Genomic DNA, 24,441 nt, shown 5'->3' on the forward strand with positions numbered 1-24,441 from the left:
GTCATATTTGTCTTTTTTTTTATTTATAAGTGACTCTCAATGAATTGAATGTGTCTAAACATGTATACGCGGGAAGTATTATAGTTAAAATATTTTTTATAGCAAATGTATTTAAACGTTTCTGTTTGTTTTGACAGGCGTATTTTATTTATTAAAAAACTGTGAAGAGACTAGAACATTTAATCAAAAAAAGATATTTATTATTTATATCTACATTTATATTAATCATTATAGGCATCTTATTTATTCTTCAAAGTAGCGTTAATGATCAAAAAGGAGAAGCTTTATTAATTAATAAAGCATCTGAGCAGTGTATGTTAAACGAACGTATGAATAGCTTAGTATATTCTTTTGAAAGTCTTAATGGAGATACGATCAGCTCAGAAATAATAGGGGCGTTTAAAGACTATGTTGATGAATTTGAAAACACACATCATTATTTAGATTCTGTAAATAAACTAGAAGGAGGAAGTAAAGTATTAGATTCTTTACTTAAAATAACGGATACACAATCACAGAAAATAGTTTCGTCTAGTAGGAATATTATAAACAATCCTAATAAAAATTTAATTGCCGAAGATGTAAATAGTATAGCAGACGCAGAATTGCCTTATTTCTTAACGATGCAGTCTGTAATTAGAGAATATCAAAAGAGTGCTGATAAAAATCTTCAAAATCTTTTACAAACGATTTATATCCTCGCATTTATTGCGATATTAATATTATTGGGGGAATTCCTATTTGTTTTAGTTCCTGCACTAAAGCAATTATTTGAGCAAAATAATAAACTAGTAGAAGTAAATAGTGAACTAGGAAAATCTCAAACCAAGATAAAAGAAAATTTATTAGAGCTAACAAGTCTTAAAATAGATTTAGAAAAAAGAGAGGCTTATAATAAAGTATTTATTGAGCAAGCACCAACAGCTATTGCCATGTTAGATAATGATATGAGATATATAGCAGTATCTCAGCGGTGGGTCACTGATTTTAAAATGGAGAATGAAGAGATTATTGGTCGTAGCCATTATGATATTTTTCCAGAAATCGGTGAGGATTGGAAAGAGAAGAATCAAAGGTGTTTAAATGGTGCTATTGACACTTGTGATGAAGCACCTTTTATCCGTGCGGATGGAACCGTACAATGGATTTTTTGGGATGTACGTCCTTGGTATATTTCAGAAGGTAAGATTGGAGGTTTACTAATGCATACAGGTGATATAACACACCTAAAGGAAAAGGAAGATGAAAAAAATCGTATAGAAAAAATTTTAGAAAAATCTAATGAAGTGTCTCGTATTGGGACATGGGATATAGATTTAATTAACGGCACTCTCTTTTGGAGTAAAATCGTGTACGAAATACACGAAGCTTCTGAAGATTTTAAACCAAATTTAGAAACAGGAATTAATTTTTTTAAAGAAGGACAAAGTAGAGATATTATTGAAAAATCTGTAAATGAAGCGATTGAAAATGGAACTTCATATGATGTGGAAGTCGAGTTAGTGACGTTAAAGGGTAATATAGTTTGGACACGTGCTATTGGCCAAGCAGAGGTTGTAAATGGGGAATGTACACGTATTTTCGGGGTGTTTCAAGATATAAATGAGAAGAAACTTTCTCAAATAGCTTTAAATAAGGCGCATACAGAGTTAGAAGCCATTTTTAATTCTAAAGCGATTGCTATTGTTGCTACGACTAAAGATGGTATTATAAATAAATTTAATCCTGGGGCGGAAGCTTTAACGGGATATTCTGCAGATGAAATGATAGGTTTAGAAAGACCAATCTTGTACCATTTCAGAGAAGAATTAGATAACTTTACAGCGGATATCGCTAAACAATATGGAAAAAGTCTTACCGGTTTTAGTGCACAACAAGAATTAGCAAAATATAATGCTTACGATACGCGAGAATGGCACTACTTGAGAAAGGATGGATCGATTCTTCCTGTTCAATTAACCTTAACATCCATTAAAGATGAGAAAGGTGAAGTCATTGGGTTTCTAGGAGTGTCTACAGATGTTTCAGAAAAAAGAATGGCTCAAGATGAGCTGTTGCAAAAAAACAAACAATTAAATTTTGCTGAAGAGATAACCTTGCTAGGAAATTGGCAATGGGACATAGCTACAGGTAATATAGAAAGTTCTAATAATCTTTATAATATTTTTGATCTCAATAGAGATATTGATGTTTTAAATTTTGATACTTATTTTAATTTGGTTCATCCTGATGATAAAGAATTTGTAGGTACCTGTGTAAGACAAATAATTGAAGAGAAAACATTTAATAAATTTATACATCGTATTGTAACAGGAGATGGTGTGGTGAAAACCATTCAGGTATTAGGTGGAGTTGTCGCAAATGGTAATGGCGAGATTATTAAAATAAATGGCACTAGCCAAGATATTACAGCGACAAAAGAAGCAGAAATAGAATTGAATAATGCGCACATGCAATTAAAAGCAATCTTTAACTCTGGTCCTATTGCAATTGTATCTACTGATAATAATGGAATATTTACTCATTTTAATAGTGGTGCGGAACATCTATTAGGCTATTCATCTTCGGAAATGGTAGGATTAAAAGCACCTGAAATTTATCATATAGACGAAGAACTAGATCAATTTAGAATTGATATAGCAGAAAAATATGGTATGGATCCTGAGGGATTTGATCCTTATTTGGAATTAGCAAAACGAAATGAATATGATACTCGGGAGTGGACGTATAAAAGAAAAGATGGCTCTACATTTCCTGTAGAATTAACCTTAACGGCAATTAGGAACGAACAAGGTGAAAAAATTGGATTCTTGGGTGTCGCATTCGATATTACTGAGAAGCAGGTAGTGAAGAATGAGATTTTAAGAAAAAATCAATTATTAAACTTTGCTGAAGAAATTAGCTTATTAGGAAATTGGCAATGGGATACCGTTGCAGATAAGGTAGAATGGTCTAATAACTTGTATAATATCTTTGGGCTCGATAAGGAGGTACAAACATTAAGTTTTAATACGTATTTTAGTTTTGTTCACCCTGAAGATAAAGATATTGTAACCGATTATTTTGATCAAACACGTGTAGAGAAAAGACTTAAGCGACTTACCCACCGTATTATAGCAGGTAATGGTGAGGTTAAAACTGTACAACTTCTAGGTGAAGTTATTACCGATCTATTCGGTAATATTATTGAAATGATTGGAACCTGTCAAGATATTACAGCCGCTTATGCCGCAGAAAGAGAATTATTTGATGCCCACACGCAATTAAAAGCAATATTTAACTCTGGTCCATTAGCCATTGTATCGGTTGATAATGATGGGATTATTACGCATTTTAACTATGGTGCAGAATTTTTATTGGGGTATTCCGCTTCAGAAATGATTGGATTAAAGAAACCAGAGATTTATCATTTAGATGAAGAGCTTATCGCTTTTAAGAAAGATATTGCTAAAAAGTATAATAAAGATCTCGACGGTTTTAGTCCTTATTTAGAATTGTCAAAGCAGAATGCTTACGATACAAGAGAATGGACGTTTAGAAGAAAAGATGGTTCAACGTTTCCTGTAGAATTAACATTAACGGCCATAAAAAATAATGAGGGTAAAAAAATAGGCTTTTTAGCTGTGTCAAATGATATTACTGAGAGAAAAATTACTCAGAATGAATTGATTCGGAAAAACCAAATACTAAATTTTGCAGAGGAAATTACGCTGATGGGGAATTGGCAAGTAGATATTGCAAATGATACCGTTAAATGGTCAACGAACCTTTATCGTATTTTTCAATTGGATGAAAATACGCATACAACATTAGAGACATATCTTAATTTTTCGCACCCAGAAGATAAGGATCGTGTAGCAGAACACATGCGTAAGACTGTTGAAGATAAAGCGTTTACGGATATAACGCATCGAATTCAATTAAAAGATGGTACGATAAAAATTGTTCAACTTTTAGCTCAGGTGACTACAAATGATTTTGGTGATGTAACAGAAGTTATAGGTACCTGCCAAGATGTTACAGCTCAGAAGATGGCAGAAATAGAACTAATCCGTAAAAACCACTTTTTAAGTTTTGCAGAACGGATAACCATGATGGGGAATTGGCAATGGGATGTTGTCACTGATAGCTTAAAATGGTCTTCTAATTTGTACAAAATATTTGAACATGATGAAAGCATAACTAATCTAAGGTATGATACATTTTACAGTTATGTTCATCCAGACGATAAAGAATATATCGCTAAGTATGTAGCTGATTCGTTCTTAGAAAAAAAGTTCCCTAGTAATTTTATACACCGTATTGTAACAGGTAGTGGAAAAATAAAAACAGTTCATTTTTTAGGGGAAGTTATACTCAATGAGCAAGGTGAAGTTCTTGAAATGATGGGAACTTGCCAAGACATCACCGAACAAAAGATGGAGGAAAATAAGTTTAGAGGCTTATTAGAATCGGCTCCAGATGCTATGGTTATTGTCGATGAAAACGATGAAATCCAATTAATTAATAAAGAAGCTGAAAAATTATTTGGCTACCATATAGACGAATTAATAGGTAAGAAGGTAGAAATGCTTATTCCTAAAAGATTTGAAGGCATGCATACGGAACATCGTGCTAGCTTTTTTAGCAATGATCCTGAGAAACGTTTAACAACAGCTAGAAATGAATTATATGGTTTAAATAAAGAAGGTAAAGAAATTCCTATTCAAGTAAGTCTTAGTCCTCTTCAAACTGAACAAGGACTATTATTATCAGCGGCGATAAGAGATATAACGGCTCAAAAACAAGCGGAGAATGAAATTTTGCGCAAGAATCAGTTATTAACTTTTGCTGAGAAGATTACGATGATGGGGAATTGGCAATGGAATCTTATAACAAATGCTGTAGATTGGTCTGCTAACCTTTACAATATATTTGGAGTTGAAGAAAATACGACGATATCGTATGATACCTATTTTAGTTTTGTTCATACAGATGATAAAGATAGAGTAACAGCACATGTAGAGAAGTCCATTAATGATAAAGAAGTTATTGACTTAATGCATCGTATTACATTAGTAGATGGAACGGTAAAAACCATACAACTTTTGGCCGAAGTTATTTTAGATACTACTGGTAATGTGGTTGAAATGATTGGGACCTGCCAAGATGTAACGGCACAGCGAATGGCAGAAAACAAGTTTAGAGGCTTGTTAGAGTCTGCACCAGATGCCATGGTAATTGTAAATGCAGAAGAAAATATTCAACTTATTAATAAACAGGCTGAAAAATTATTTGGTTATTCAGCAGAAGAATTAATTAATAAACCTGTTGAAATTCTTATTCCTAAGCAATCTTCAGAAGACTATGTTTCTTATAGTGACGGTTTTTTCTCTAACCTAAATGTAAGTGCTATGGGAGTAGGTAATGAAAAAGAACTATTCGCTATAAATAAAAGCGGCATAGAAATACCAATACAAATAAGTTTGAGCCCGCTTCAAACAGAAGAAGGCTTATTAGTCTCGGCAGCTATACGAGATATAACGGTTCAAAAATTAGCACAAACTAAAATAATAAATGCTAAAAATGATTTAGAAGTTTTAGCACAGAAATTAATTATTCAAAATAGTCAACTTGCAGATTTTGCACAGATTACGTCTCATAATCTCCGAGCGCCAGTAAGTAATTTAAATTCTCTTTTAGGATTTTATGTAGAATCGGATGATAATGAAGAAAAAGACTTTTTGTTTAAAAAATTCGAAGCAGTTATTAGTCATCTTACCGTAACCTTAAACACGTTGGTAGAGGCGTTAAAAATTAGAAGTGACAATTCTCGGAATAAGGAAGTTATTCGATTTGAAGACGTGCTGAGAACCACAACAGACATTTTAAGTGGAGAAATATTAAAAACTAGTGCTATAATTAAAGCAGATTTTTCTAAATTGCCATCAATAAATTATGATAAAATTTATTTAGAGAGTATTTTCCTTAATTTGATAGGAAATGCTATAAAATACAGGTCTAAAGATAGAGATCCACAGATTAGTATAGAATCTGAAAACCACAATGGGAAAATAAAATTAACAATAACAGATAACGGTTTAGGTATAAACTTAGAGAGACATGGTAATAAAATTTTTGGTTTAAATAAAGTATTTCACAGACATCCAGATGCTAAAGGCGTGGGGCTATATATGACCAAAACACAAATTGAAGCGATGGGTGGAGCTATTAATGTATCGAGTAAAGTAAATAAAGGGACAACGTTTACAATAATTTTTTAATTATGAATAGTAATTACAATATATGTGTAATTGATGATGATGACATCTATCAATTTACAATTGTTAAAATACTTAAGTCCATTAATTTAGATAAAAAAATAAGTCTTTTTTCAGATGGTGAAGAGGCTTTAGAGTTTTTAATAGATAATCTCTATAACAATGAAGAACTTCCAGATATCATATTTTTAGATATTAATATGCCTATTATGGATGGTTTTCAATTTATGGAAGAGTATGTGAAAATCAAACCTAAATTAAATAAGAAAATAACGATCTACATGGTGTCTTCTTCTGTTGATCCTGTAGATATAGAAAGGGCTAAGAACATTAGCGACATTTCTGACTATATTATAAAGCCAATAAAAGCAGGACAATTGCAAGAAATTATGAATAACCTTTAAAAGGAGGTTTATTGCTTAAATCTTTCTTAGACTAATTTATCAATAAACCCAACATTAACCACATGTGTTCCTTTAAAAGGTATAATCGAAACTTTGTCCTCAAATAGATGTGTAGCACGTGCTGATTCTAGTTGAATTCTTTGTTCATCTAAATATTCATCTTCAGTGCCATAAATCAATTTCACTTTGGTATCTTTAGCTAGATACTCAAAATCTTCGGCGGTTAATTCCTTCGGAATTCCGCCAGAATGGAGTACAAGCTGTTGGCATTGTAGCTGTCGTTTTGCTATATATCGCATAGCCACACTTACTCCTTGCGAATAGCCGAAAACGATTAAATGAGCACCTTCAGGAATTTTTTCAGCTTCTAATACCGCATCAATATAATTTAGAATATTATCCATTCCAGCTTCAGTATTATCTCGCGTTAGCCAATTAGCACCAACATGCATTTTAGGCTGAATATAAAACTTGCTTGGAGCTTGTGGAGCAATGATGTAATTGTCTTCTGCATTTAAGCCTTTAAAATATTTAAGAAAATAACGACTCATATATCCCATACCGTGACATACCAACCAAACCATTTTTGTACGTTCAGAAAGTGTATTTAAAGTAGAGTAGGAGTTGGTACTGGTGTATGAGATTTCTTTCTCTTGTGAATTCATTTTTCTAGGCGGTTTCTGTATCTTTGTATTCGATTCAAAAATACTATTTTTATATGCAAATGACTAAAGAGGATTTCTTAGCAAAAGCGAATTTAGCAAGCAAAAATACCTTAATGGAAACCTTAGATATTGAAATGGTGGACTTTGGTGATGATTTTTTAGTAGCCAGAATGCCTGTAACATCTAAAGTGTACCAACCCGATGGAGTATTACATGGAGGAGCCACTGCCGCTTTAGCAGAAAGTGTTGGTAGTTTTGCTTCGCATATTTTTATAGATACGGAGAATATGTTTGTTCGTGGTTTAGAAATTACAGCGAATCATCTCAAAAGTGTTACCGAAGGTTATATCTATGCTAAAGCGACATTTTTACATAAAGGACGTACCACGCAATTATTAGATATTAGAGTAACTGATGAAGCCGATAATCTAATTTCAATATGTAGACTATCTACGATTTCACTTCCAAAAAAGAAATAAGTAATGGATTCTATATCCTTTTTTGATGCTTTAGAGCAGCAATACAAAAACAATTTACCTTTTGTAGTTTACAGTAGACCAATTAATTCAATAATTAAATGTTGGTTGCAAGAGGACGATTCTGTTTATAAATCAGAGACTTTTGCCGAAAGTGGATTTTTATTTGCTCCTTTCGATCTCAAGCAAAACAGTATTCTTTTTCCTAAAGAGCATTGTTTGTATTCTGAAATAACAATTGATAATTTAGACGTTGAAGATTTTGAATCTACTGAGATTCTTCAAAGTGAAAAAGAAAGAATGCAACATATCGATTTGGTTTCTAAAGGAATCGATAGTATTAAAAATAAGGATTTACAAAAAGTAGTGCTTTCGCGTTGTGAAACAAAATCACTTCAAGATACGAATCCATTAAACATTTTTAAACGGCTTTTTAATACCTATGCAAATGCAATGGTGTACTGTTGGTATCATCCTAAAGTAGGATTATGGATTGGAGCCACACCAGAGTTATTGTTAAAAATTGAAGGTAAACGACTCACCACCATTTCTTTAGCTGGAACCCAAGCTTACCAAGAAGACAAGGAAGTAAGCTGGACAAATAAAGAGTTTGAGGAGCAGCAAATTGTAACGGATTACATTACAGAACAACTAAAGCCATATGCTTCAAATATCAATGTATCAGAAGTAGATACTGTAAGAGCCGGAAATTTATTACATCTTAAAACGAGAATCATTAGTGTTTTAAAAGATGATGCGGATTTGAAATCGATAATTGAAGCTTTGCATCCAACTCCAGCGGTTTGTGGGTTTTCTAAAGCAAAAGCAAAGGATTTCATACTTAATAATGAAAACTATAGCCGAGAATATTACACTGGTTTTTTAGGAGAATTAAATTTAACACAAAGCAGAACTCGTAACACTAACAGGCGTAACGTAGAGAATAATGCTTACGCTGTTGTAAAAACACAGTCTAATTTCTACGTGAATTTACGTTGCATGCAACTCAAAGACTCCAATGCAAATATCTATGTAGGTGGAGGTATTACCAAAGATTCTAACCCAGAAAACGAATGGGAAGAAACCGTAAATAAAACAGGCACAATCAATACGGTACTTAATTAAATAAAAAATGTAATTAGTTATATTTTTAGTTGAAGCTCTATTTTATTATCTCCTTTTATTAGGTAATTTTGTATTTATATGAAGTACTCAAAAATACCTTTGTCCCAAACTGTAGTTACCTTATGTAAAACACATAATGTAAAGCATATTATAATTTCGCCAGGTAGTAGAAATGCTCCGTTAACAATCGGTTTTACTAACGATGATTTTTTTAAGTGTTACAGTATCGTTGACGAACGTTGTGCTGCGTTTTTTGCATTAGGAATTGCTCAGCAACTACAAGAACCAGTTGCTGTGGTTTGTACTTCTGGTAGTGCATTACTAAATTATTATCCAGCGGTTTCAGAAGCCTATTACAGCAATATTCCTTTAGTCGTTATATCTGCAGACAGACCAAAACATCTTATAGATATCGGTGATGGACAAACTATAAAACAAAAAAATGTTTATGGAGAACATGTAGTGTACAATGCCAATTTAAAATCAGATTTAAAGGAAGGAGAAAACGCTCATACAGATAGTGAAAGAGCTATTCTTAAAAGTATAGAGAATAAGCTAGAGCGTTTCCTAGGGCTTCAAAAAGACATACAGACACATAATGAATCTGAAATTCATGATGCCCTTACGGTTGCGAAATTAAATTCAGGACCAGTTCATATTAATTGCCCATTTGATGAACCTTTATACGAAACGACAGAGGAATTAACCATAAATCCAAAGCCTTTTAAAATTAGAAGTAGAGAGGATAAGGTCGATCGTTTTGAAATTAAGAGCTTACTAGATGTTTGGCATAGTGCTAAACGAAAAATGATTTTGGTTGGTGTATTAGAACCCAATTCTATTGAAGCACAATGGATACAGGAAATAGCAGATGATGATAGTATAATAGTATTAACTGAAACGACTTCTAATTTGCACCATGCTGATTTTTTTCCTGGTATTGACAAGTTAATTGCACCCTTAGATGAAGATGATTTAAAAGCTCTTCAACCAGACATATTAATTACATTTGGAGGCTTAATTGTTTCAAAAAAAATAAAAGCATTTTTAAGAACCTATAAGCCAGAACTGCATTGCCATGTTGGCTTAACGAGAGCTAATGATACTTTTTTCTGCCTAGAAAAGCATATTAAATTACGTCCCGATACATTTTTAAGTTCATTTTTACCTGAAGTTACGCACCATACAAAAAGTACATATAAAAGTGTGTGGCTTGCTGTGCGTCAGAAACGACGAAAATTACAAGATGATTATCTGCAAACTCTTCCGTTTTCGGATTTTAAAGCATTCAATTCAGTTTTAAAGAGTATTCCAAAGCAAAGTCAGTTACAAGTGGGCAATAGCTCTGCAATACGCTACACACAATTGTTTCAACTAACAAAAAGTATTGATGTATTTTGTAATAGAGGTACAAGTGGTATTGATGGTAGTACGAGTACAGCAATAGGTGCAGCCGTAGCATCAGATAAGCGAATCACACTGGTTACAGGTGATTTAAGTTTCTTTTATGACAGCAATGCACTTTGGAACAATTACATTCCAAAAACCTTCAGAATTATTGTAATTAATAATGAAGGGGGTGGTATTTTTAGAATCTTACCAGGTGATAAAAACACAGAAAATTTTGATCGTTTCTTTGAAACCAAACATCACTTAACAGCTAAGCAATTATCTGAAATGTATGGTTTTGAGTATGCTGTTGCTAAAAATGAAACGGAATTAGAACAGCAATTAGAATCCTTTTATAAAGGAGCTAGAAAACCAAAATTATTAGAGATATTTACACCATCGCGTAGTAATGATAAAATCCTATTAGATTTTTTTAAATACATTAAATAAATGTTGCAAAATAGTAAAGATGTGACTATTTGATTTTTATTGTGTCTAAAAATTGTTACCTTTAAATGGTATAATTTTGAAAACTAAATAACTTAAAACAAATAGAAACATGAGTAAAAGAGATGATTTAATCGTAAAGTATGCGGCAGATTTAAAAGATAAATGTGGTGTTAATGCTGATATGGATTTATTAACTAAAGTAACTATAGGTTTAGGTCCTTCAATTTACAATGCAGATTCATCTACAGTTTCTGGTTCTGATGAAAAAGAATTAGCAACCGTAAAAAACAACTTTTTAATTAAAAAATTAGGATTAAAAGATGGTGCTGAATTAGACAAAGCCATTGATTCTGTAATGGAAACATATGGTCGTTCTAATCGGTCAAAATATAGAGTAGTGGTTTACTACTTATTAACAGTACATTTCAAAAAAGAGTCTGTTTATTCATAGATAAAAGTTTAAATACGATTAAGCGTTATAATTTTTAAATTATGACGCTTTTTTTGTGCAGAAAAAATTAATTATACATTCAACTTCTTTTTAAAATCTCATCAAAATATATTTACCTTTGCAACATGATATATTTAGGAGAATACAATACGTTAGAAATTTTAAGAGATACCGAACCAGGATTGTTTTTGGGAGATGGTGCAGATGGTGAAGTCCTTTTACCTAACAGATATGTGCCTAAAGTATTTGATATAGGTGACAAAATTGAAGTCTTTGTTTATTTAGATAACGAAGAACGACCAGTTGCTACAACAGATCAACCTTATATTAAAAAAGGTGATTTTGCTTTATTACGTTGTAACCAAGTTACAGATTACGGAGCTTTTTTAGATTGGGGTTTGGTAAAGGAATTGTTTTGCCCATTTAGAGAACAAGCTTTTAAAATGAAATCTGGTGGTTGGTATCTAATACATTGTTATTTGGATGAAGAATCTCAGCGACTTGTTGCTTCTAGTAAAACCAATCGTTTTTTAGACAATAAAGAATTAACTGTTGCTCAATTTGACGAGGTAGATCTTATTGTGTCTCACCCTTCAGAATTAGGAATGAATGTTATTGTAAATAAAACGCACTTAGGTCTGGTTTTTAATGATGATATCTATAGAGATATTAGTGTAGGTGATAGATTTAAGGGAATTATTAAAAAAGTCCGTGAGGATAATAAGCTCGATATTTCACTAAATCAAATAGGTTATAGAAATATTGAACCGAATGCGGAGCATATTCTAAACGAATTACATGACAATGGAGGCTTTTTACCTGTGCATGATAAATCGAATCCTGAAGTGATTAAAGATTTATTACAGATGAGTAAAAAGAGCTTTAAAAAAGCGGTTGGTTCGTTATATAAAGAGCGTCAGATAGAAATAAAAGAAGACGGTATTTATTTATTATAAGAATCGTTTTCTGGATTAGCTAATGAGTTTTCAATCCAATCTATAGCGTTTTCGAAATCTTTAAATACTTTTCTGTTGAATTTGAAAAAGTGACTTTCAATTTCAATAATACGTTCAGTAAGATTGCTATAAACAATTATAGCATAAGCTTTTAGATTCTTGAATGTTTCGTTAAATATTTTAGCGTCATTAAGGTTTATTGAATAAGAATTTTTTCTGTTAGCTATAAAACCAAAAGGTCTATCCTCAAAATGTGTTTTTATTATGAATGCGAGTTCATCAAAGTTTTTGAAAGTTATATCTGCACCTTCATCAAACTCTGATACCAAAAAATTCGAGTAAATATATACGGTTCCTAACTTCAATTTATAGACCTTATATTCTTCATGATGCAGGTTAGGGTTATAATTCATTGTATATTAATATTTTGAACGCAAATATACTATGCTTGCATAATAAAATAAAGTAAAAAATAGTGTTTAGCGTATTATTATTAATTTCTTACTTTTGCGCTCTAAATAGTGATAAATATGAGCCATATAGATTGGAAAGTTGCCAAGTCTTATGAAGATATAACCTATCATAAATGCAATGGGGTTGCCAGAATTGCATTTAATAGACCAGATATACGCAATGCATTTCGCCCAAAGACCACTTCAGAACTTTATGACGCCTTCTATGATGCAGGCGAAGATGTAAATATTGGAGTCGTACTTTTAAGTGCAGAAGGCCCTTCTACCAAAGATGGTATTTGGAGTTTCTGTTCTGGAGGCGATCAAAAGGCTAGAGGTCACCAAGGGTATGTTGGAGAGGATGGTTACCATCGTTTAAACATATTAGAAGTGCAACGTTTAATTCGTTTTATGCCAAAAGCGGTTATTGCTGTTGTGCCAGGTTGGGCTGTAGGTGGAGGCCATAGTTTACACGTGGTTTGCGATTTAACTTTAGCGAGTAAAGAACATGCTATTTTTAAACAAACAGATGCAGATGTTACTAGTTTTGATGGTGGTTATGGCTCTGCGTATTTGGCAAAAATGGTAGGCCAAAAAAGAGCAAGAGAAATCTTTTTCTTAGGACGAAATTATTCTGCCCAAGAAGCTTATGACATGGGCATGGTAAATGCCGTTATTCCTCATGAAGAGTTAGAAGATACCGCATACGAATGGGCACAAGAAATATTAGCTAAATCACCAACATCTATAAAAATGTTGAAATTTGCGATGAATCTTACCGATGACGGTATGGTTGGTCAACAAGTATTTGCAGGTGAAGCTACACGATTGGCTTATATGACAGATGAAGCTAAAGAAGGTAGAGATGCCTTTTTAGAAAAAAGGAAGCCTAATTTTCCGAAAAAATGGATTCCTTAATCTAAACGAAATGAATAAAATTAAACCGTGGCTTTCTGCCATGAGATTAAGAACGTTACCACTTTCTGTTTCTGGAATTATTCTTGGAGGTTGTTTTGCATTTTATAATGGAAAATTTAACCCATGGGTTTTTGCTCTTGCGATATTAACAACAATTGCTTTGCAAGTACTGTCAAACTTAGCTAATGATTATGGTGATGGTATGCGTGGAACGGATAATGATGAACGTGTAGGTCCGCAACGGGCCCTGCAGAGTGGTGCCATTACTCCAGATGAAATGATGGATGGTATTAAACTTAATATTATTATCGTTATTATATTAACCATGGTCCTTATTTGGAGCGCTTTTGATTCTGGGAGTATTTTATATATTTTATTATTTTTAGTACTTAGTGGATTTTCAGTTTATGCCGCTTTAAATTACACTATGGGAAGGTCTCCTTATGGTTACCGTGCACTTGGCGATGTTTTTGTATTCATCTTTTTTGGGTTAATTAGTACCTTGGGGTGTTATTTTCTTTTTATGCATAGATTAGATCATGTTGTCATCTTACCAGCTATTTCAATAGGTTTATTAAGTGTAGGTGTGTTAAATTTAAACAACATGCGAGACATTGATTCTGATACCAATGCAGGGAAAATTACTTTAGCAATTAAACTCGGAAAGAAACGCGCTAAACAGTATCATTTTGCGCTTGTAATAGGTGCTATGTTAGTCTCAGTATTATTCTCAATATTATATTATGTTGAGCCTTATAATTTTATGTATTTGTTAGCATTTATCCCTTTATTAATTCATCTTAAAAAGATAAAAACAGCAGAAAAACCTAATGATTTCGATAGTCAATTAAAGGTTTTAGCCCTGTCCACATTCCTCATTGCAATACTTTTGGGAGTTGGATATATTTTATATTAGATTATTTAAACATAGTTACTTATAAAAATTTTTATAAAACTTAAGCTCGTAAATGCTTAAGTTTTTTTTATTTTAACACTTTAATTAATTTACATAAATGATATGAAAAAGCTATTTACGTTAATCCTATTAATTTTATTTACAATTATTAATGCGCAAAACACAACCTTAAATATCAGCGAAAGCGCAGAATACAAGGATAAAGAAAAAGCAATAGATGTATTAACAATTCATACTACTGAAAATGGCTTAACAGGGATAGTCAGAGAGAGTAAGCATGATATATTGTTCGATGTTTTTGACAATGACCTCAATAAAACACATAACCTAGTCGTAAAAAGTGACAAAAAGGAAAGGTATATAGGCGAAGTTGTCTATGGTGATGAAATTAAAGTGTTTACGGTGTTTTCGCCTAAGGCTAAAGAGCGTTTGGTTTACTGTCATACATTTAATATCAAAAGCGGATCACATAACAAAAAGAAATTATTCGAAGCTACAGTAGCAAAAAAAAGATTCTTATTTGGTAATCGAAAAGATCGTCAAACCAGTATAGATATATCTCCAAATGGTCAATATTTGGCAATGGCTACAGATAATATTTATAAAGATGTAAATGATTATGCCATAAGAGTGTTTGATGCTACTACCTTAGAGCACATATACACTAAGAGTTATCAAAAGCATGAAGAAAAATATTTTCAACATAATGATATTTCTATAAATGACGACGGTGTGGTATTTGTATTAGGAAAACTATACGAAAATGGCAAAAAAGAAAAGAAAAAAGGAGAAGCGAACTATAGTTTTATTTTAAATAAAATTACAGAAAAAGCTAACGAAGAAATATCTATAAGTCTCGATGATCAGCATATTAGAAACTTAAGGATTTCAATAGTTGATAATAAACTGCACCTCATTGGTTTTTATTCAGAAAAAAGAACTGGTAAGATTAAAGGGGGCTGTAATTTTATCATTGATTCTGATATTTTCTCGGTTGCTAGTAAAAATAATTATGAGTTACCTTTAGATGTATATGAAGATTTGTATGGTGATAAAAAAGGCTCAAGAAAAAAAGAAAAAGGAAAAGAACTGACTAATTTTTACATAGATTATGTTTTAAAAGATTCACAAGGCAACACGTATTTATTAGCTGAAGAGTTTTATATCACACAAACTTATGTTTCTACAGGTATGAATAATGGTTATTGGCAAACCGTTTATCATTATGATGATATCCTTATTTTTAAATTTGGTGCCTCTGGAAATTTAGATTGGGGAAGAAGTATCTTTAAACGCTCTAATTCTCCTTCTTATAACGCATTTTTAAAAAATGATGAATTGCACGTGCTTTTAAACTCTGGAAAAAACCTTCTCGAAAAAGATGATGGCAGAACTAAAGTTTCTAAAGGTTGGTTTGAATCGTCATCACTCTACGATATTGTTTACAACAGCTCTGGAGAAGTAATATATAGTAAGATTCAAGATAATAAGGGTAAAACCTATTATCAACCTTTTTATGGAACTTATCAAGACGGAAAATTTATTATGATGAGTTCTGGTCGAAAGAAAAGACAATTTATGATTTTACAATAACATAAATATATAATTATGAAAATCACATTTTATGGTCATGCCGCTTTAGGTATTCAAATTAAGGACATTCATATTTTAGTAGATCCTTATATTACGGGGAATGATAAAGCTTCAAAGATAGACATAGATATGCTTAAGGCCGACTATATTCTCGTAACACATGCACATCAAGATCATATTTTAGATGTAGAAGCTATTGCTAAACGTACGGGTGCTATTATCATTTCTAATTTTGAAATTGTAACGCATTTCCAAAACAAAGATTTAGAAGGTCATCCTATGAATCATGGTGGATCATGGGATTTCGAATTTGGGAATCTTAAATATGTCAATGCCATTCACACCTCGTCATTTCCTGATGGTTCCTATGGCGGACAACCTGGTGGGTTTATTATTGAAGGCGAGCATAAAACGATTTACATTGCAGGCGATACCGCTTTGACTATGGACATGAAATTAATTCCGATGCAAACCAAACTCGATTTGGCCATTTTACCAATTGGAGATAATTTTACTATGGGTATTGATGATGCTATTTTAGCAAGCGATTTTGTTGAATGCGATAAAATTCTAGGTTATCATTTCGATACCTTTGGGTATATTGAGATTAATCATGAAGAAGCCAAACGGAAATTCTTCGATAAGGGTAAAGACTTAATGTTGCTAGAGATTGGAGAGCGTATAGAGTTATAAGTTTAATCGTGTTTAAATATTAAACTAGAGCAAAACGGACACTAGAGTTGGTGTGTTTTTATAGTTGGTTGTTTTATAGTATTTTGCATTGATAAAACGGTCAACTTTTAATAATGTTTATAATCTATTAATAAAAACTCAAAATATGAAAAATCTAATATGTTGTTTTCTAATTAGTGTTGTTGTTTATAGCTGCTCAAATGCACCACAGTATAACGATCCTATTCCTCCACATGATAATTTTAAGATAGAATCTACAATTCTAAATGAAACGCGCGTTATTAACGTTTGGACACCTCCAAATTATAAAACGAGTACTGATTCTTTACCAGTAATTTATATGCCAGATGGTGGTATTGTAATGGAGGATTTCCCACATATTGCAAATACGATTTCTAAACTTGTTGAAAATAAAAGTATAGATCCAATTATCCTTGTTGGCATAGAAAACATAGATAGAAGAAAAGATTTGTCTGGTGCTTCTGAAGTAAAAGCAGATGAGGAGTATTGCCCATTAACAGATGGTGCAAAAGATTTTAGAGCTTTTATTACAGATGAATTAATGACGGACATTAATGGTAAGTATAGAACGGCTAATAAAACAGGTATTATTGGAGAATCTTTGGCTGGCTTATTTGTAATGGAAACGTTTCTTCTTAACCCAGATACGTTCGATTTTTATATAGCCATGGATCCGTCATTATGGTGGAACGATCATTATTTAGTAAAAAACACGGAAAACTATTTAGAAAATTTCCCAGAAAGACAGACTAAACTTTGGTTTGCCGCTTCTGGTGCAAAAGATATTTCTATTCACTCTCAAAATATTGCTGAAATTTTAGAAAATAAATCACCTAAGCAGTTAGTGTGGAAATATTCAGACGAACCAAATGAGCAGCATAATACCATTTTTAGAGCGACAAAAGAAAAAGCTTTAATCTGGACGTTAAACGCTAGTAAAACAGATTGATTAGATCAAATAGGTTTGATAAAAGGTATATCGTATTGTGAAACATTAACTTTAATAATTAGATGCTTCTATAATTGAAATGAAAAGAACATTAGTTAAATTTAGGAGTAGTGTTTTTCGGGAATTCATACGTAAGCACGAGAAATATGCACCTATTATTTTCTTTATCGGTGGATTTGTTTTCGATACGTTAACACTTGGACGCGTTGATCGCTTATATGATTTAACCGTTTTAAGTCTGCATATGACGTTTTTAACGATTACGATTTACTTATTTAACTTAGCAGACGATTTTAAATGGAAAAATAGATTTTTACTAAGATTAAGAGACTATTACCCCTTAGCTATTCAATTCTTCTTTGGTGCACTGTCAAGCGCGTATGTCATCTACTTTTCTAGAAGTGTTTCTCTATCTAAGACGATGTCGTTTTTTATCATCTTATTAGTGCTTCTCTTTGCGAACGAGCTTCTAAAAAAACGAATCTCCAATAAGTATTTACAATTCAGCGTTTACTTTTTTATCAACTTCACCTTTTTTTCTTTCATTATACCAGTGCTCATCAAAGTAATGAATACGAATGTCTTTATTTTGTCGGGTCTTATTAGTTTCGCATTAACATTGACTTTAATTAGCGTTATTTATTTTAAAAGTCCTAGTACTAGAGCTGAAATTAAACTAGGAAAGGTGATAGGACTTGTATTTGGCCTTTACGGTATGATTAACTTGTTCTATGTTTTTAATCTAATTCCGCCTGTGCCTTTGGCTTTAGAAAATGGATTAGTGGCACATAATATTAAAGTTGAAAACAATACGTATACAGTGACATATGAAACAGACGACTGGTATATATTTTGGCGAGATCATCGGTTAAAATTTATTTCAGAGCCTGAAGAAACGGTTTATGTGTTTACATCCATATTTGCTCCAACTGATATCGAAAAATCAATTTATCACCGCTGGAAATGGTACAATAATCAAACTGAAGAGTGGCAAACTATTGAAGATATTGGTTATACCATAAAAGGAGGTCGAAATTATGGGTATCGTGGCTACACCTATAAAAATAATACGATGCCAGGGTTGTGGAAAGTAGAAGTAATAACCGAAGAAGAGTTAATCATAGGTGTAGTTGATTTTGAAATTATTATTAACGACACGCTCAAGCCGGTTAACCTAATAGAGAAGATATTCTAAGTATCATTGCTAAATTTACCTTATCCTTCTTATGTCTTATGTCTTCTGTGTTTTCTGAAAATTACATGCATATTTTATAGTTATCTCTATGAAAAGATGTGAGATAATTTAATTCGTTTTATAGCATACACTTTAAATTTATAATTATTTATTAGAGAGTTCAGTTAAAAAACATATCTTTATATGAACTTGATTCATAGCTACATACATCATATTATTCACTTGTTAGTTCAGGAGGTATATACAATCCTATAGGTTGTACATATTTTTTGTAAAAGTAAATATGCTTTAGTCACCTAGCATAGTGTGTTAATTTGATGATTAAAAAAATGAAAATTATTTAATTCTCTTTTTAATAGTTATGAAAATCGTATACCTAGCTAGATATTTACCTGCTGAAGGTTCAACAACACATATGTATTCTGTTGCTGAGAACCTTATAGAAAGAGGACATTCTGTTTATATCCTTTCAGGTGGTCACGGGGATAATCCAAGTGCCACAACATTATTCGAAAAGGTAAAAAGCAGTGGTGTAAAATTTATTAAACTGCCTTTTCCTATATATAACAAGATTAATTTTCGTACTAAGTTATATCAGTTATTCTCATATATTTTTTCAATTCCATTTGCCTTGTTTTATTTGTTTAAGCTTAAGCCAGATGTCATTCATGCCCATTATCCAGTAACTACCTATTTAGCTGCTATATATAGATTTCTAACGGGCAAAAAATTTATTGTGACACATCACAACATGAAAATCCCAAAGCACATGTTCAATAGAAAAGGAGACTATGTAATTGCAATTAGTAGAGAGCTAGAAATCAATTTAGTGTCTGATTACAACTATAAAAAAAGTGAAGTTAAACTTATTTTCAACGGAGTTAAAGATCATAAGTATACCCTAGATAAAGACAGTGTTTTAAATTTAAAGAGAATTAATAATATACCTATTGATAGGGTTATTTTTGGTTTTGTAGGCAGGATAAGTCATCGTAAAGGAGTAGATATTTTAATTGCAGCGATAGACCGGTGTAAACATTTAAAAATACATCTAATCATAGTAGGTGATGGGAAAATAGATTGGTTAAAGAACTTAATCGATGCCAAAAAAATGTCAAATTTAGTCACACTAATTCCTTTTAGAGATCCAAGAGATATTTATAATATGATAGATGTGTTAATTCTACCATCGAGAATGGAAGGCTTTCCATTAGTGCCTTTAGAAGCAATGATGATGAGAAAACCCGTGATTAGATCTAATATTGAAGGAGCCAAAGACCAAATTAATGAGGGGGAGAATGGATTTCTTTTTGAGTCTGAAAATGTCGTACAATTAGCAGCTATTATTGAAACTATCGTCTCACACCCGAATACTTTAAAGGCGTTGGGAGAAAATGCATATAAACAGGCTGTTAATCATTTTTCTGAAGACATAATGGTTAACAAAATGCTGAAAGTTTACAATTCAACGCTATAAATCAATAGCATGCGGATTAAAAGTAACTAGAATTATTTTTTTCGCATTAACCATTCATTTCTTAAATCATTACTGATTTTGCCTGTTCCATCATGTTTCCAACCGGGCGGTTTAATAAGGTAGAGTAGTCTGTTTTTTAATGATTTTTTTCCTGAAGATGCGTCTTTCAATAACAACCACCATTCAATAAATGCAATTTTAATTGGATTATATGTTTTAATATTTGTGACCAAACCATACCTTACTTTTTCGTCGCTTAATTCAGGTTGAAATGTTCCAAATAGTTTATCCCATATAATTAGAATTCCAGCATGATTACGGTCCAAATAAATCGGATTACTGCCATGATGCACTCTGTGATGTGATGGGGTATTAAAAATAGCTTCAAACCATCTGGGCATTTTATTAATAGCTTCCGTATGAATCCAGAATTGATACAACAAGCTAATAGACATTTGTAATAAAATCATAGCTGGATGAAAGCCTAACAACGGTAACCATAACCAAAAGATAAAGGTGTAAAAACCGCCAGACCATGTTTGTCTAAGTGCTGTACTTAAATTGTAATGTTCTGATGAATGATGAACGACGTGTGAAGCCCAAAATAAGCGACATTCATGCGAGACGCGATGAAACCAATAGTAAGCAAAGTCATCCGCAAAAAATAGAATTAAAAAGGACCACCAAGCCACAGGAATAGTAAACAATCTAAAGTTATCATAAACCAAAAAGAAAACCAATAACACCAAAACTTTACTCGCAAAACCCAAAAACACGTTTCCCAATCCCATAGCAATAGAGGTAAAGGCATCTTTAGATTCGTAAGTCTTAATATGTTGTTTAGTAGTTACATATAATTCTAACACCATTGCCAGCACAAAAAACGGGATAGCATAAAGAATAATATTAGGAAAATTTGGCATTTTGTATTGTTAATTGAGCTCTAATTTACGAAAATAATTAAGTATTTTTGATTACTATGATGAGAGCAGAATACAAACACTATGTTTTAAAATTTAAACGTCCCAGTGGCACATCGCGAGGAGTGATGACAACCAAGGAAACTTGGTTTATAATTTTAGAAAATGAAGATAAAACGGGCGTTGGCGAGTGTGGTATTTTAAGAGGTTTATCTATTGATGATCGGCCAGATTTTGAAGATAAATTAAAATGGACTTGTAACAACATTCATCTTGGGGTAGAAAAACTTTTAGCAGAGTTGATAGAGTTTCCAAGTATACAGTTTGGATTGGAAACCGCTTTTAAATCATTAGAACGTACAGATCAGTTTCAATTATTTCCTTCTGAATTTTCAAAGGGAGAAGACAGTATACCAATTAACGGCTTAGTTTGGATGGGCAAGGAAGACTTTATGCGCTCTCAAATTAAGGATAAAATTGAGGCAGGTTTTAGTTGTATTAAATTAAAAATTGGGGCTATTGATTTTCAAACGGAATTAGATATCTTAAAATCGATACGGAATGAGTTCTCAGTTTCAGATATTGAATTAAGAGTAGATGCTAATGGAGCCTTTTCACCTAATGATGCTTTAGAAAAGTTAAAACGATTATCAGAATACCAGTTACATTCCATTGAGCAACCCATAAAACCAAAACAATTTGATGCGATGGCTCAGCTTTGTAAAGCAACTCCATTGCCTATTGCTTTAGATGAAGAATTAATTGGTGTGTTTTCTAAAGAAAATAAGCAAGACTTACTTCAAACTATAAAGCCACAATACATCATTTTAAAACCGAGCTTAGTTGGTGGGTTTGGAGGTAGTCAGCAATGGATTGATAGTGCAGAAAATTTAAATATAAAATGGTGGATAACCAGTGCGTTAGAAAGTAATATAGGATTGAATGCCATAGCGCAATGGACGTATACATTAAAAAATACAAGGCCTCAAGGTTTAGGAACCGGAAGTTTATTTACTAACAATTTTATTTCGCCATTAAGCGTAAAAAACGGTACTTTGCATTACGATTTAAAACAACACTGGAACTTTAATTTATAACATGAATTACATACAACAAGCTTATAAAGGACAACGCGAACTCTGGATGTTTGTCCTTACAACAATCTTAGTCGCAGGTATTTTTATTAGTAATTTTATTTTTTATTTAGTGTCTGATCCAAGTGATTTAGATGCTGCGATGGATGCTATGAATAGCTGGGGTTTACCCGCAAATGTTTTGTTAGTTATTAATCTATTGCCTTTTGTGTTTTTGCTCGGTCTGTTATTTATTTTGGTTAAATTTATACATCAACGGAGTCTTTTATCCTTAACAACATCACGAAATAAAGTTGATTTTAAACGTATTTTGTTCTCATTTTTAATGATTACAATTTATACCGTTGTTTCGTTTTTTATAATGTATTCTATAGATTCATCTGAAATTGTGTTTCAGTTTAATCCTGTTAAATTTTCAATTCTATTTATAATAAGTATTATTTTATTCCCGTTTCAAATTGGATTAGAAGAGTATCTCTTTAGAGGTTATTTAATGCAACACATAGGTGTCTTAGTAAAGAACAAATGGTTTCCTTTAATTTTTACCTCAATATTATTTGGTGTTGCGCATAGTGCAAACCCTGAAGTAGGTGCTATTGGATTTTGGCAAATGATGATTTTTTATGTTGGAACAGGATTGCTCTTAGGAATTATGACCTTAATGGATGAAGGTTTAGAGCTAGCTTTAGGATTTCATTTAGGTAATAATTTAATTGCATCATTATTAGTAACAGCAGATTGGACAGCATTGCAAACTGATGCCCTTTTTAAAGATACGTCTGAACCGGGATTAGGATCAATTTCAGAAATTATGTTACCTGTTTTAATAGTGTATCCTATAATGCTATTAATACTTTCAAAAAAATATGGATGGAGCAACTGGAAAGATAAATTATTCGGAAAAGTAGAAGAACCACCAAAAGAAAATTATAAAATAATTGAGTAGAATATGACACCAGAATATAACAAAGTACACAACCGTTTTAAGTTTAATGGACTTCATTTTAGTCACGAAGATCTAAAAGAAGTTGCTTATAGTCTCATAAAAGAAGGCGAAGCTTACGAAAAAGTAACAGGTAATTTTTTAATCGATTGGTTAAATAATAAGGACTTTTTATATGTAACGACTTCGGGCTCTACAGGTCAGCCAAAAGAAATTAAATTAATGAAACAAGCGATGGTGAATTCTGCCATAGCTACAGGTAATTTCTTCGGTTTAGAACCAGGAGATAAAGCTTTACATTGTTTACCAAGTCATTTTATTGCTGGTAAAATGATGTTTGTACGTGCTTTGGTTCTAGGATTAGAAATTGATTTTGTAGAACCGTCTGCACATCCAATTTTTGATTATGAAAAGACTTATGATTTCTGTGCGATGGTGCCAATACAATTAAAACACACTATTAATTATATTGAGAATATTAAATCAATTATTGTTGGAGGGTCTAAAGTCACTAAACCGCTGTTAGAAAAAATTAAAAACTGTGAGCCTAAGTTTTTTGAAACTTACGGAATGACAGAAACTGTAACACACGTTGCTGTAAGACAGTTACAATCTAAATCTGCTGAAAAAGAACCGTATTTTAAAGCTTTAGAACATGTCACTTTTGAGCAAGACGATAGAAACTGTTTAGTTATACACGCTCCAAAACTGGTTGAAGAAGCCTTAATTACTAATGATATTGTAGAATTACAATCGGAAACTAGCTTTCAGTTATTCGGACGTTTTGATAATGTTATCAATTCTGGTGGAGTAAAACTATTCCCAGAACAAATAGAAGATAAATTACAGCCCGCTATAAAACAACGCTTTATTGTTGCAGGTGAAGACGATGTAACTTTAGGCGAAAAATTGATTCTTATTGTTGAAAATCCGACGGATTCTAAAGTAGATATGGCAAAGGCTATTAAAGAATTAAAAACTTTAGGTAAGTTTGAAGTTCCTAAGGAAATTTATACTACAGAGAAATTTTCAGAAACTGTAAACGGAAAAATTCAACGTAAAAAAACCATAAAAGCTGTTTTAGGGAGTTAACT

Annotated in this window: 20 protein-coding genes; 17 read left to right on the forward strand and 3 right to left on the reverse strand. The window is 32.1% G+C overall.

Features of this window, described 5'->3' with window-relative positions:
• Positions 1-161 precede the first annotated feature (161 nt).
• Together HM984_RS11145 and HM984_RS11150 are read left to right on the forward strand one after the other, a co-directional pair.
• Positions 162-6,263 carry a PAS domain-containing sensor histidine kinase gene (locus HM984_RS11145; protein WP_179349226.1) on the forward strand — a complete coding sequence of 2,034 codons (6,102 nt, stop codon included), beginning with the start codon at positions 162-164 and terminating at the stop codon, positions 6,261-6,263.
• Between the two features lie 2 nt (positions 6,264-6,265).
• Positions 6,266-6,664 carry a response regulator gene (locus HM984_RS11150; protein ID WP_179349227.1) on the forward strand — a complete coding sequence of 133 codons (399 nt, stop codon included), beginning with the start codon at positions 6,266-6,268 and terminating at the stop codon, positions 6,662-6,664.
• Between the two features lie 26 nt (positions 6,665-6,690).
• On the opposite strand, the gene HM984_RS11155 is transcribed toward HM984_RS11150, so the two are convergent.
• A complete protein-coding gene (locus tag HM984_RS11155; protein WP_179349228.1) occupies positions 6,691-7,329 on the reverse strand; it encodes an alpha/beta hydrolase in 639 nt (212 codons plus the stop codon).
• A 53-nt stretch (positions 7,330-7,382) separates the two neighbouring features.
• On the opposite strand from HM984_RS11155, the gene HM984_RS11160 reads away from it, so the two are divergent.
• The 5 genes from HM984_RS11160 to HM984_RS11180 all read left to right on the forward strand — a co-directional run bounded on the left by HM984_RS11160 (position 7,383) and on the right by HM984_RS11180 (position 12,176).
• Positions 7,383-7,808: a PaaI family thioesterase gene (locus tag HM984_RS11160; RefSeq protein ID WP_115812587.1), complete on the forward strand. Its 426-nt coding sequence runs from the start codon at positions 7,383-7,385 to the stop codon at positions 7,806-7,808.
• Positions 7,809-7,811: 3 nt separating this feature from the next.
• Positions 7,812-8,930, forward strand: a complete 1,119-nt coding sequence (locus tag HM984_RS11165) for a chorismate-binding protein (protein WP_179349229.1) — start codon at positions 7,812-7,814, stop codon at positions 8,928-8,930.
• A 78-nt stretch (positions 8,931-9,008) separates the two neighbouring features.
• Positions 9,009-10,769, forward strand: coding sequence for a 2-succinyl-5-enolpyruvyl-6-hydroxy-3-cyclohexene-1-carboxylic-acid synthase (menD, locus tag HM984_RS11170; protein WP_179349230.1), 1,761 nt, complete (start codon positions 9,009-9,011; stop codon positions 10,767-10,769).
• A 109-nt stretch (positions 10,770-10,878) separates the two neighbouring features.
• The gene (locus HM984_RS11175; protein WP_115812593.1) at positions 10,879-11,220 is read left to right on the forward strand and encodes a DUF2853 family protein; all 342 of its coding nucleotides are present in this window, start codon (positions 10,879-10,881) and stop codon (positions 11,218-11,220) included.
• 125 nt (positions 11,221-11,345) lie between these two features.
• Positions 11,346-12,176 (forward strand): CvfB family protein, encoded by an 831-nt coding sequence (locus HM984_RS11180; RefSeq protein WP_179349231.1) that lies wholly within the window; start codon positions 11,346-11,348, stop codon positions 12,174-12,176.
• Here the strand turns inward: HM984_RS11180 and HM984_RS11185 are convergent.
• Complete coding sequence (locus HM984_RS11185; RefSeq protein WP_115812597.1) at positions 12,164-12,589, reverse strand: hypothetical protein; 426 nt, start codon at positions 12,587-12,589, stop codon at positions 12,164-12,166. The genes HM984_RS11180 and HM984_RS11185 overlap by 13 nt on opposite strands.
• A gap of 117 nt (positions 12,590-12,706) precedes the next feature.
• Between HM984_RS11185 and HM984_RS11190 the strand changes: the two genes are divergently transcribed.
• The 7 genes from HM984_RS11190 (at position 12,707) to HM984_RS11220 (ending at position 20,390) form a co-directional block, all read left to right on the forward strand.
• A complete protein-coding gene (locus HM984_RS11190; protein WP_020894547.1) occupies positions 12,707-13,546 on the forward strand; it encodes a 1,4-dihydroxy-2-naphthoyl-CoA synthase in 840 nt (279 codons plus the stop codon).
• 40 nt (positions 13,547-13,586) lie between these two features.
• The gene (menA, locus tag HM984_RS11195; RefSeq protein WP_306455292.1) at positions 13,587-14,462 is read left to right on the forward strand and encodes a 1,4-dihydroxy-2-naphthoate octaprenyltransferase; all 876 of its coding nucleotides are present in this window, start codon (positions 13,587-13,589) and stop codon (positions 14,460-14,462) included.
• Between the two features lie 102 nt (positions 14,463-14,564).
• Positions 14,565-16,055, forward strand: a complete 1,491-nt coding sequence (locus HM984_RS11200; protein ID WP_179349233.1) for a hypothetical protein — start codon at positions 14,565-14,567, stop codon at positions 16,053-16,055.
• 15 nt (positions 16,056-16,070) lie between these two features.
• Complete coding sequence (locus HM984_RS11205) at positions 16,071-16,748, forward strand: metal-dependent hydrolase (RefSeq protein ID WP_179349234.1); 678 nt, start codon at positions 16,071-16,073, stop codon at positions 16,746-16,748.
• Between the two features lie 145 nt (positions 16,749-16,893).
• On the forward strand, positions 16,894-17,718 hold the full coding sequence (locus HM984_RS11210) for an alpha/beta hydrolase (protein ID WP_115812605.1): 825 nt from the start codon (positions 16,894-16,896) through the stop codon (positions 17,716-17,718).
• Positions 17,719-17,797: 79 nt separating this feature from the next.
• Positions 17,798-18,913, forward strand: a complete 1,116-nt coding sequence (locus HM984_RS11215; RefSeq protein WP_179349235.1) for a DUF2914 domain-containing protein — start codon at positions 17,798-17,800, stop codon at positions 18,911-18,913.
• A 361-nt stretch (positions 18,914-19,274) separates the two neighbouring features.
• Entirely contained in the window at positions 19,275-20,390 is a 1,116-nt protein-coding gene (locus HM984_RS11220) for a glycosyltransferase family 4 protein (RefSeq protein ID WP_179349236.1), read from the forward strand.
• A gap of 32 nt (positions 20,391-20,422) precedes the next feature.
• On the opposite strand, the gene HM984_RS11225 is transcribed toward HM984_RS11220, so the two are convergent.
• Positions 20,423-21,313 (reverse strand): sterol desaturase family protein, encoded by an 891-nt coding sequence (locus HM984_RS11225; RefSeq protein ID WP_115812611.1) that lies wholly within the window; start codon positions 21,311-21,313, stop codon positions 20,423-20,425.
• Positions 21,314-21,372: 59 nt separating this feature from the next.
• Between HM984_RS11225 and HM984_RS11230 the strand changes: the two genes are divergently transcribed.
• Genes HM984_RS11230 through HM984_RS11240 form a run of 3 tightly spaced genes read left to right on the forward strand, consistent with a single transcriptional unit; the run spans position 21,373 to position 24,439 of the window.
• Complete coding sequence (locus tag HM984_RS11230; protein WP_179349257.1) at positions 21,373-22,407, forward strand: o-succinylbenzoate synthase; 1,035 nt, start codon at positions 21,373-21,375, stop codon at positions 22,405-22,407.
• Between the two features lies 1 nt (position 22,408).
• A complete protein-coding gene (locus HM984_RS11235) occupies positions 22,409-23,350 on the forward strand; it encodes a CPBP family intramembrane glutamic endopeptidase (RefSeq protein WP_115812616.1) in 942 nt (313 codons plus the stop codon).
• A 3-nt stretch (positions 23,351-23,353) separates the two neighbouring features.
• The gene (locus tag HM984_RS11240; RefSeq protein ID WP_179349237.1) at positions 23,354-24,439 is read left to right on the forward strand and encodes an AMP-binding protein; all 1,086 of its coding nucleotides are present in this window, start codon (positions 23,354-23,356) and stop codon (positions 24,437-24,439) included.
• The last annotated feature ends 2 nt before the right edge of the window (positions 24,440-24,441 follow it).

Origin of the sequence: Winogradskyella pacifica (assembly GCF_013403915.1) — a bacterium.
Taxonomy (GTDB): Bacteria; Bacteroidota; Bacteroidia; order Flavobacteriales; family Flavobacteriaceae; genus Winogradskyella; species Winogradskyella pacifica.

What these genes read in the sequence shown, in the direction of transcription:
- HM984_RS11150 (WP_179349227.1), top strand. Translation starts at nt 6,266, where the DNA reads ATGAATAGTAATTACAATATATGTGTAATTGATGATGATGACATCTAT.
- HM984_RS11155 (WP_179349228.1), bottom strand. Translation starts at nt 7,329, where the DNA reads ATGAATTCACAAGAGAAAGAAATCTCATACACCAGTACCAACTCCTAC.
- HM984_RS11160 (WP_115812587.1), top strand. Translation starts at nt 7,383, where the DNA reads ATGCAAATGACTAAAGAGGATTTCTTAGCAAAAGCGAATTTAGCAAGC.
- HM984_RS11165 (WP_179349229.1), top strand. Translation starts at nt 7,812, where the DNA reads ATGGATTCTATATCCTTTTTTGATGCTTTAGAGCAGCAATACAAAAAC.
- menD (WP_179349230.1), top strand. Translation starts at nt 9,009, where the DNA reads ATGAAGTACTCAAAAATACCTTTGTCCCAAACTGTAGTTACCTTATGT.
- HM984_RS11175 (WP_115812593.1), top strand. Translation starts at nt 10,879, where the DNA reads ATGAGTAAAAGAGATGATTTAATCGTAAAGTATGCGGCAGATTTAAAA.
- HM984_RS11180 (WP_179349231.1), top strand. Translation starts at nt 11,346, where the DNA reads ATGATATATTTAGGAGAATACAATACGTTAGAAATTTTAAGAGATACC.
- HM984_RS11185 (WP_115812597.1), bottom strand. Translation starts at nt 12,589, where the DNA reads ATGAATTATAACCCTAACCTGCATCATGAAGAATATAAGGTCTATAAA.
- HM984_RS11190 (WP_020894547.1), top strand. Translation starts at nt 12,707, where the DNA reads ATGAGCCATATAGATTGGAAAGTTGCCAAGTCTTATGAAGATATAACC.
- menA (WP_306455292.1), top strand. Translation starts at nt 13,587, where the DNA reads ATGAGATTAAGAACGTTACCACTTTCTGTTTCTGGAATTATTCTTGGA.
- HM984_RS11200 (WP_179349233.1), top strand. Translation starts at nt 14,565, where the DNA reads ATGAAAAAGCTATTTACGTTAATCCTATTAATTTTATTTACAATTATT.
- HM984_RS11205 (WP_179349234.1), top strand. Translation starts at nt 16,071, where the DNA reads ATGAAAATCACATTTTATGGTCATGCCGCTTTAGGTATTCAAATTAAG.
- HM984_RS11210 (WP_115812605.1), top strand. Translation starts at nt 16,894, where the DNA reads ATGAAAAATCTAATATGTTGTTTTCTAATTAGTGTTGTTGTTTATAGC.
- HM984_RS11215 (WP_179349235.1), top strand. Translation starts at nt 17,798, where the DNA reads ATGAAAAGAACATTAGTTAAATTTAGGAGTAGTGTTTTTCGGGAATTC.
- HM984_RS11220 (WP_179349236.1), top strand. Translation starts at nt 19,275, where the DNA reads ATGAAAATCGTATACCTAGCTAGATATTTACCTGCTGAAGGTTCAACA.
- HM984_RS11225 (WP_115812611.1), bottom strand. Translation starts at nt 21,313, where the DNA reads ATGCCAAATTTTCCTAATATTATTCTTTATGCTATCCCGTTTTTTGTG.
- HM984_RS11230 (WP_179349257.1), top strand. Translation starts at nt 21,373, where the DNA reads ATGAGAGCAGAATACAAACACTATGTTTTAAAATTTAAACGTCCCAGT.
- HM984_RS11235 (WP_115812616.1), top strand. Translation starts at nt 22,409, where the DNA reads ATGAATTACATACAACAAGCTTATAAAGGACAACGCGAACTCTGGATG.
- HM984_RS11240 (WP_179349237.1), top strand. Translation starts at nt 23,354, where the DNA reads ATGACACCAGAATATAACAAAGTACACAACCGTTTTAAGTTTAATGGA.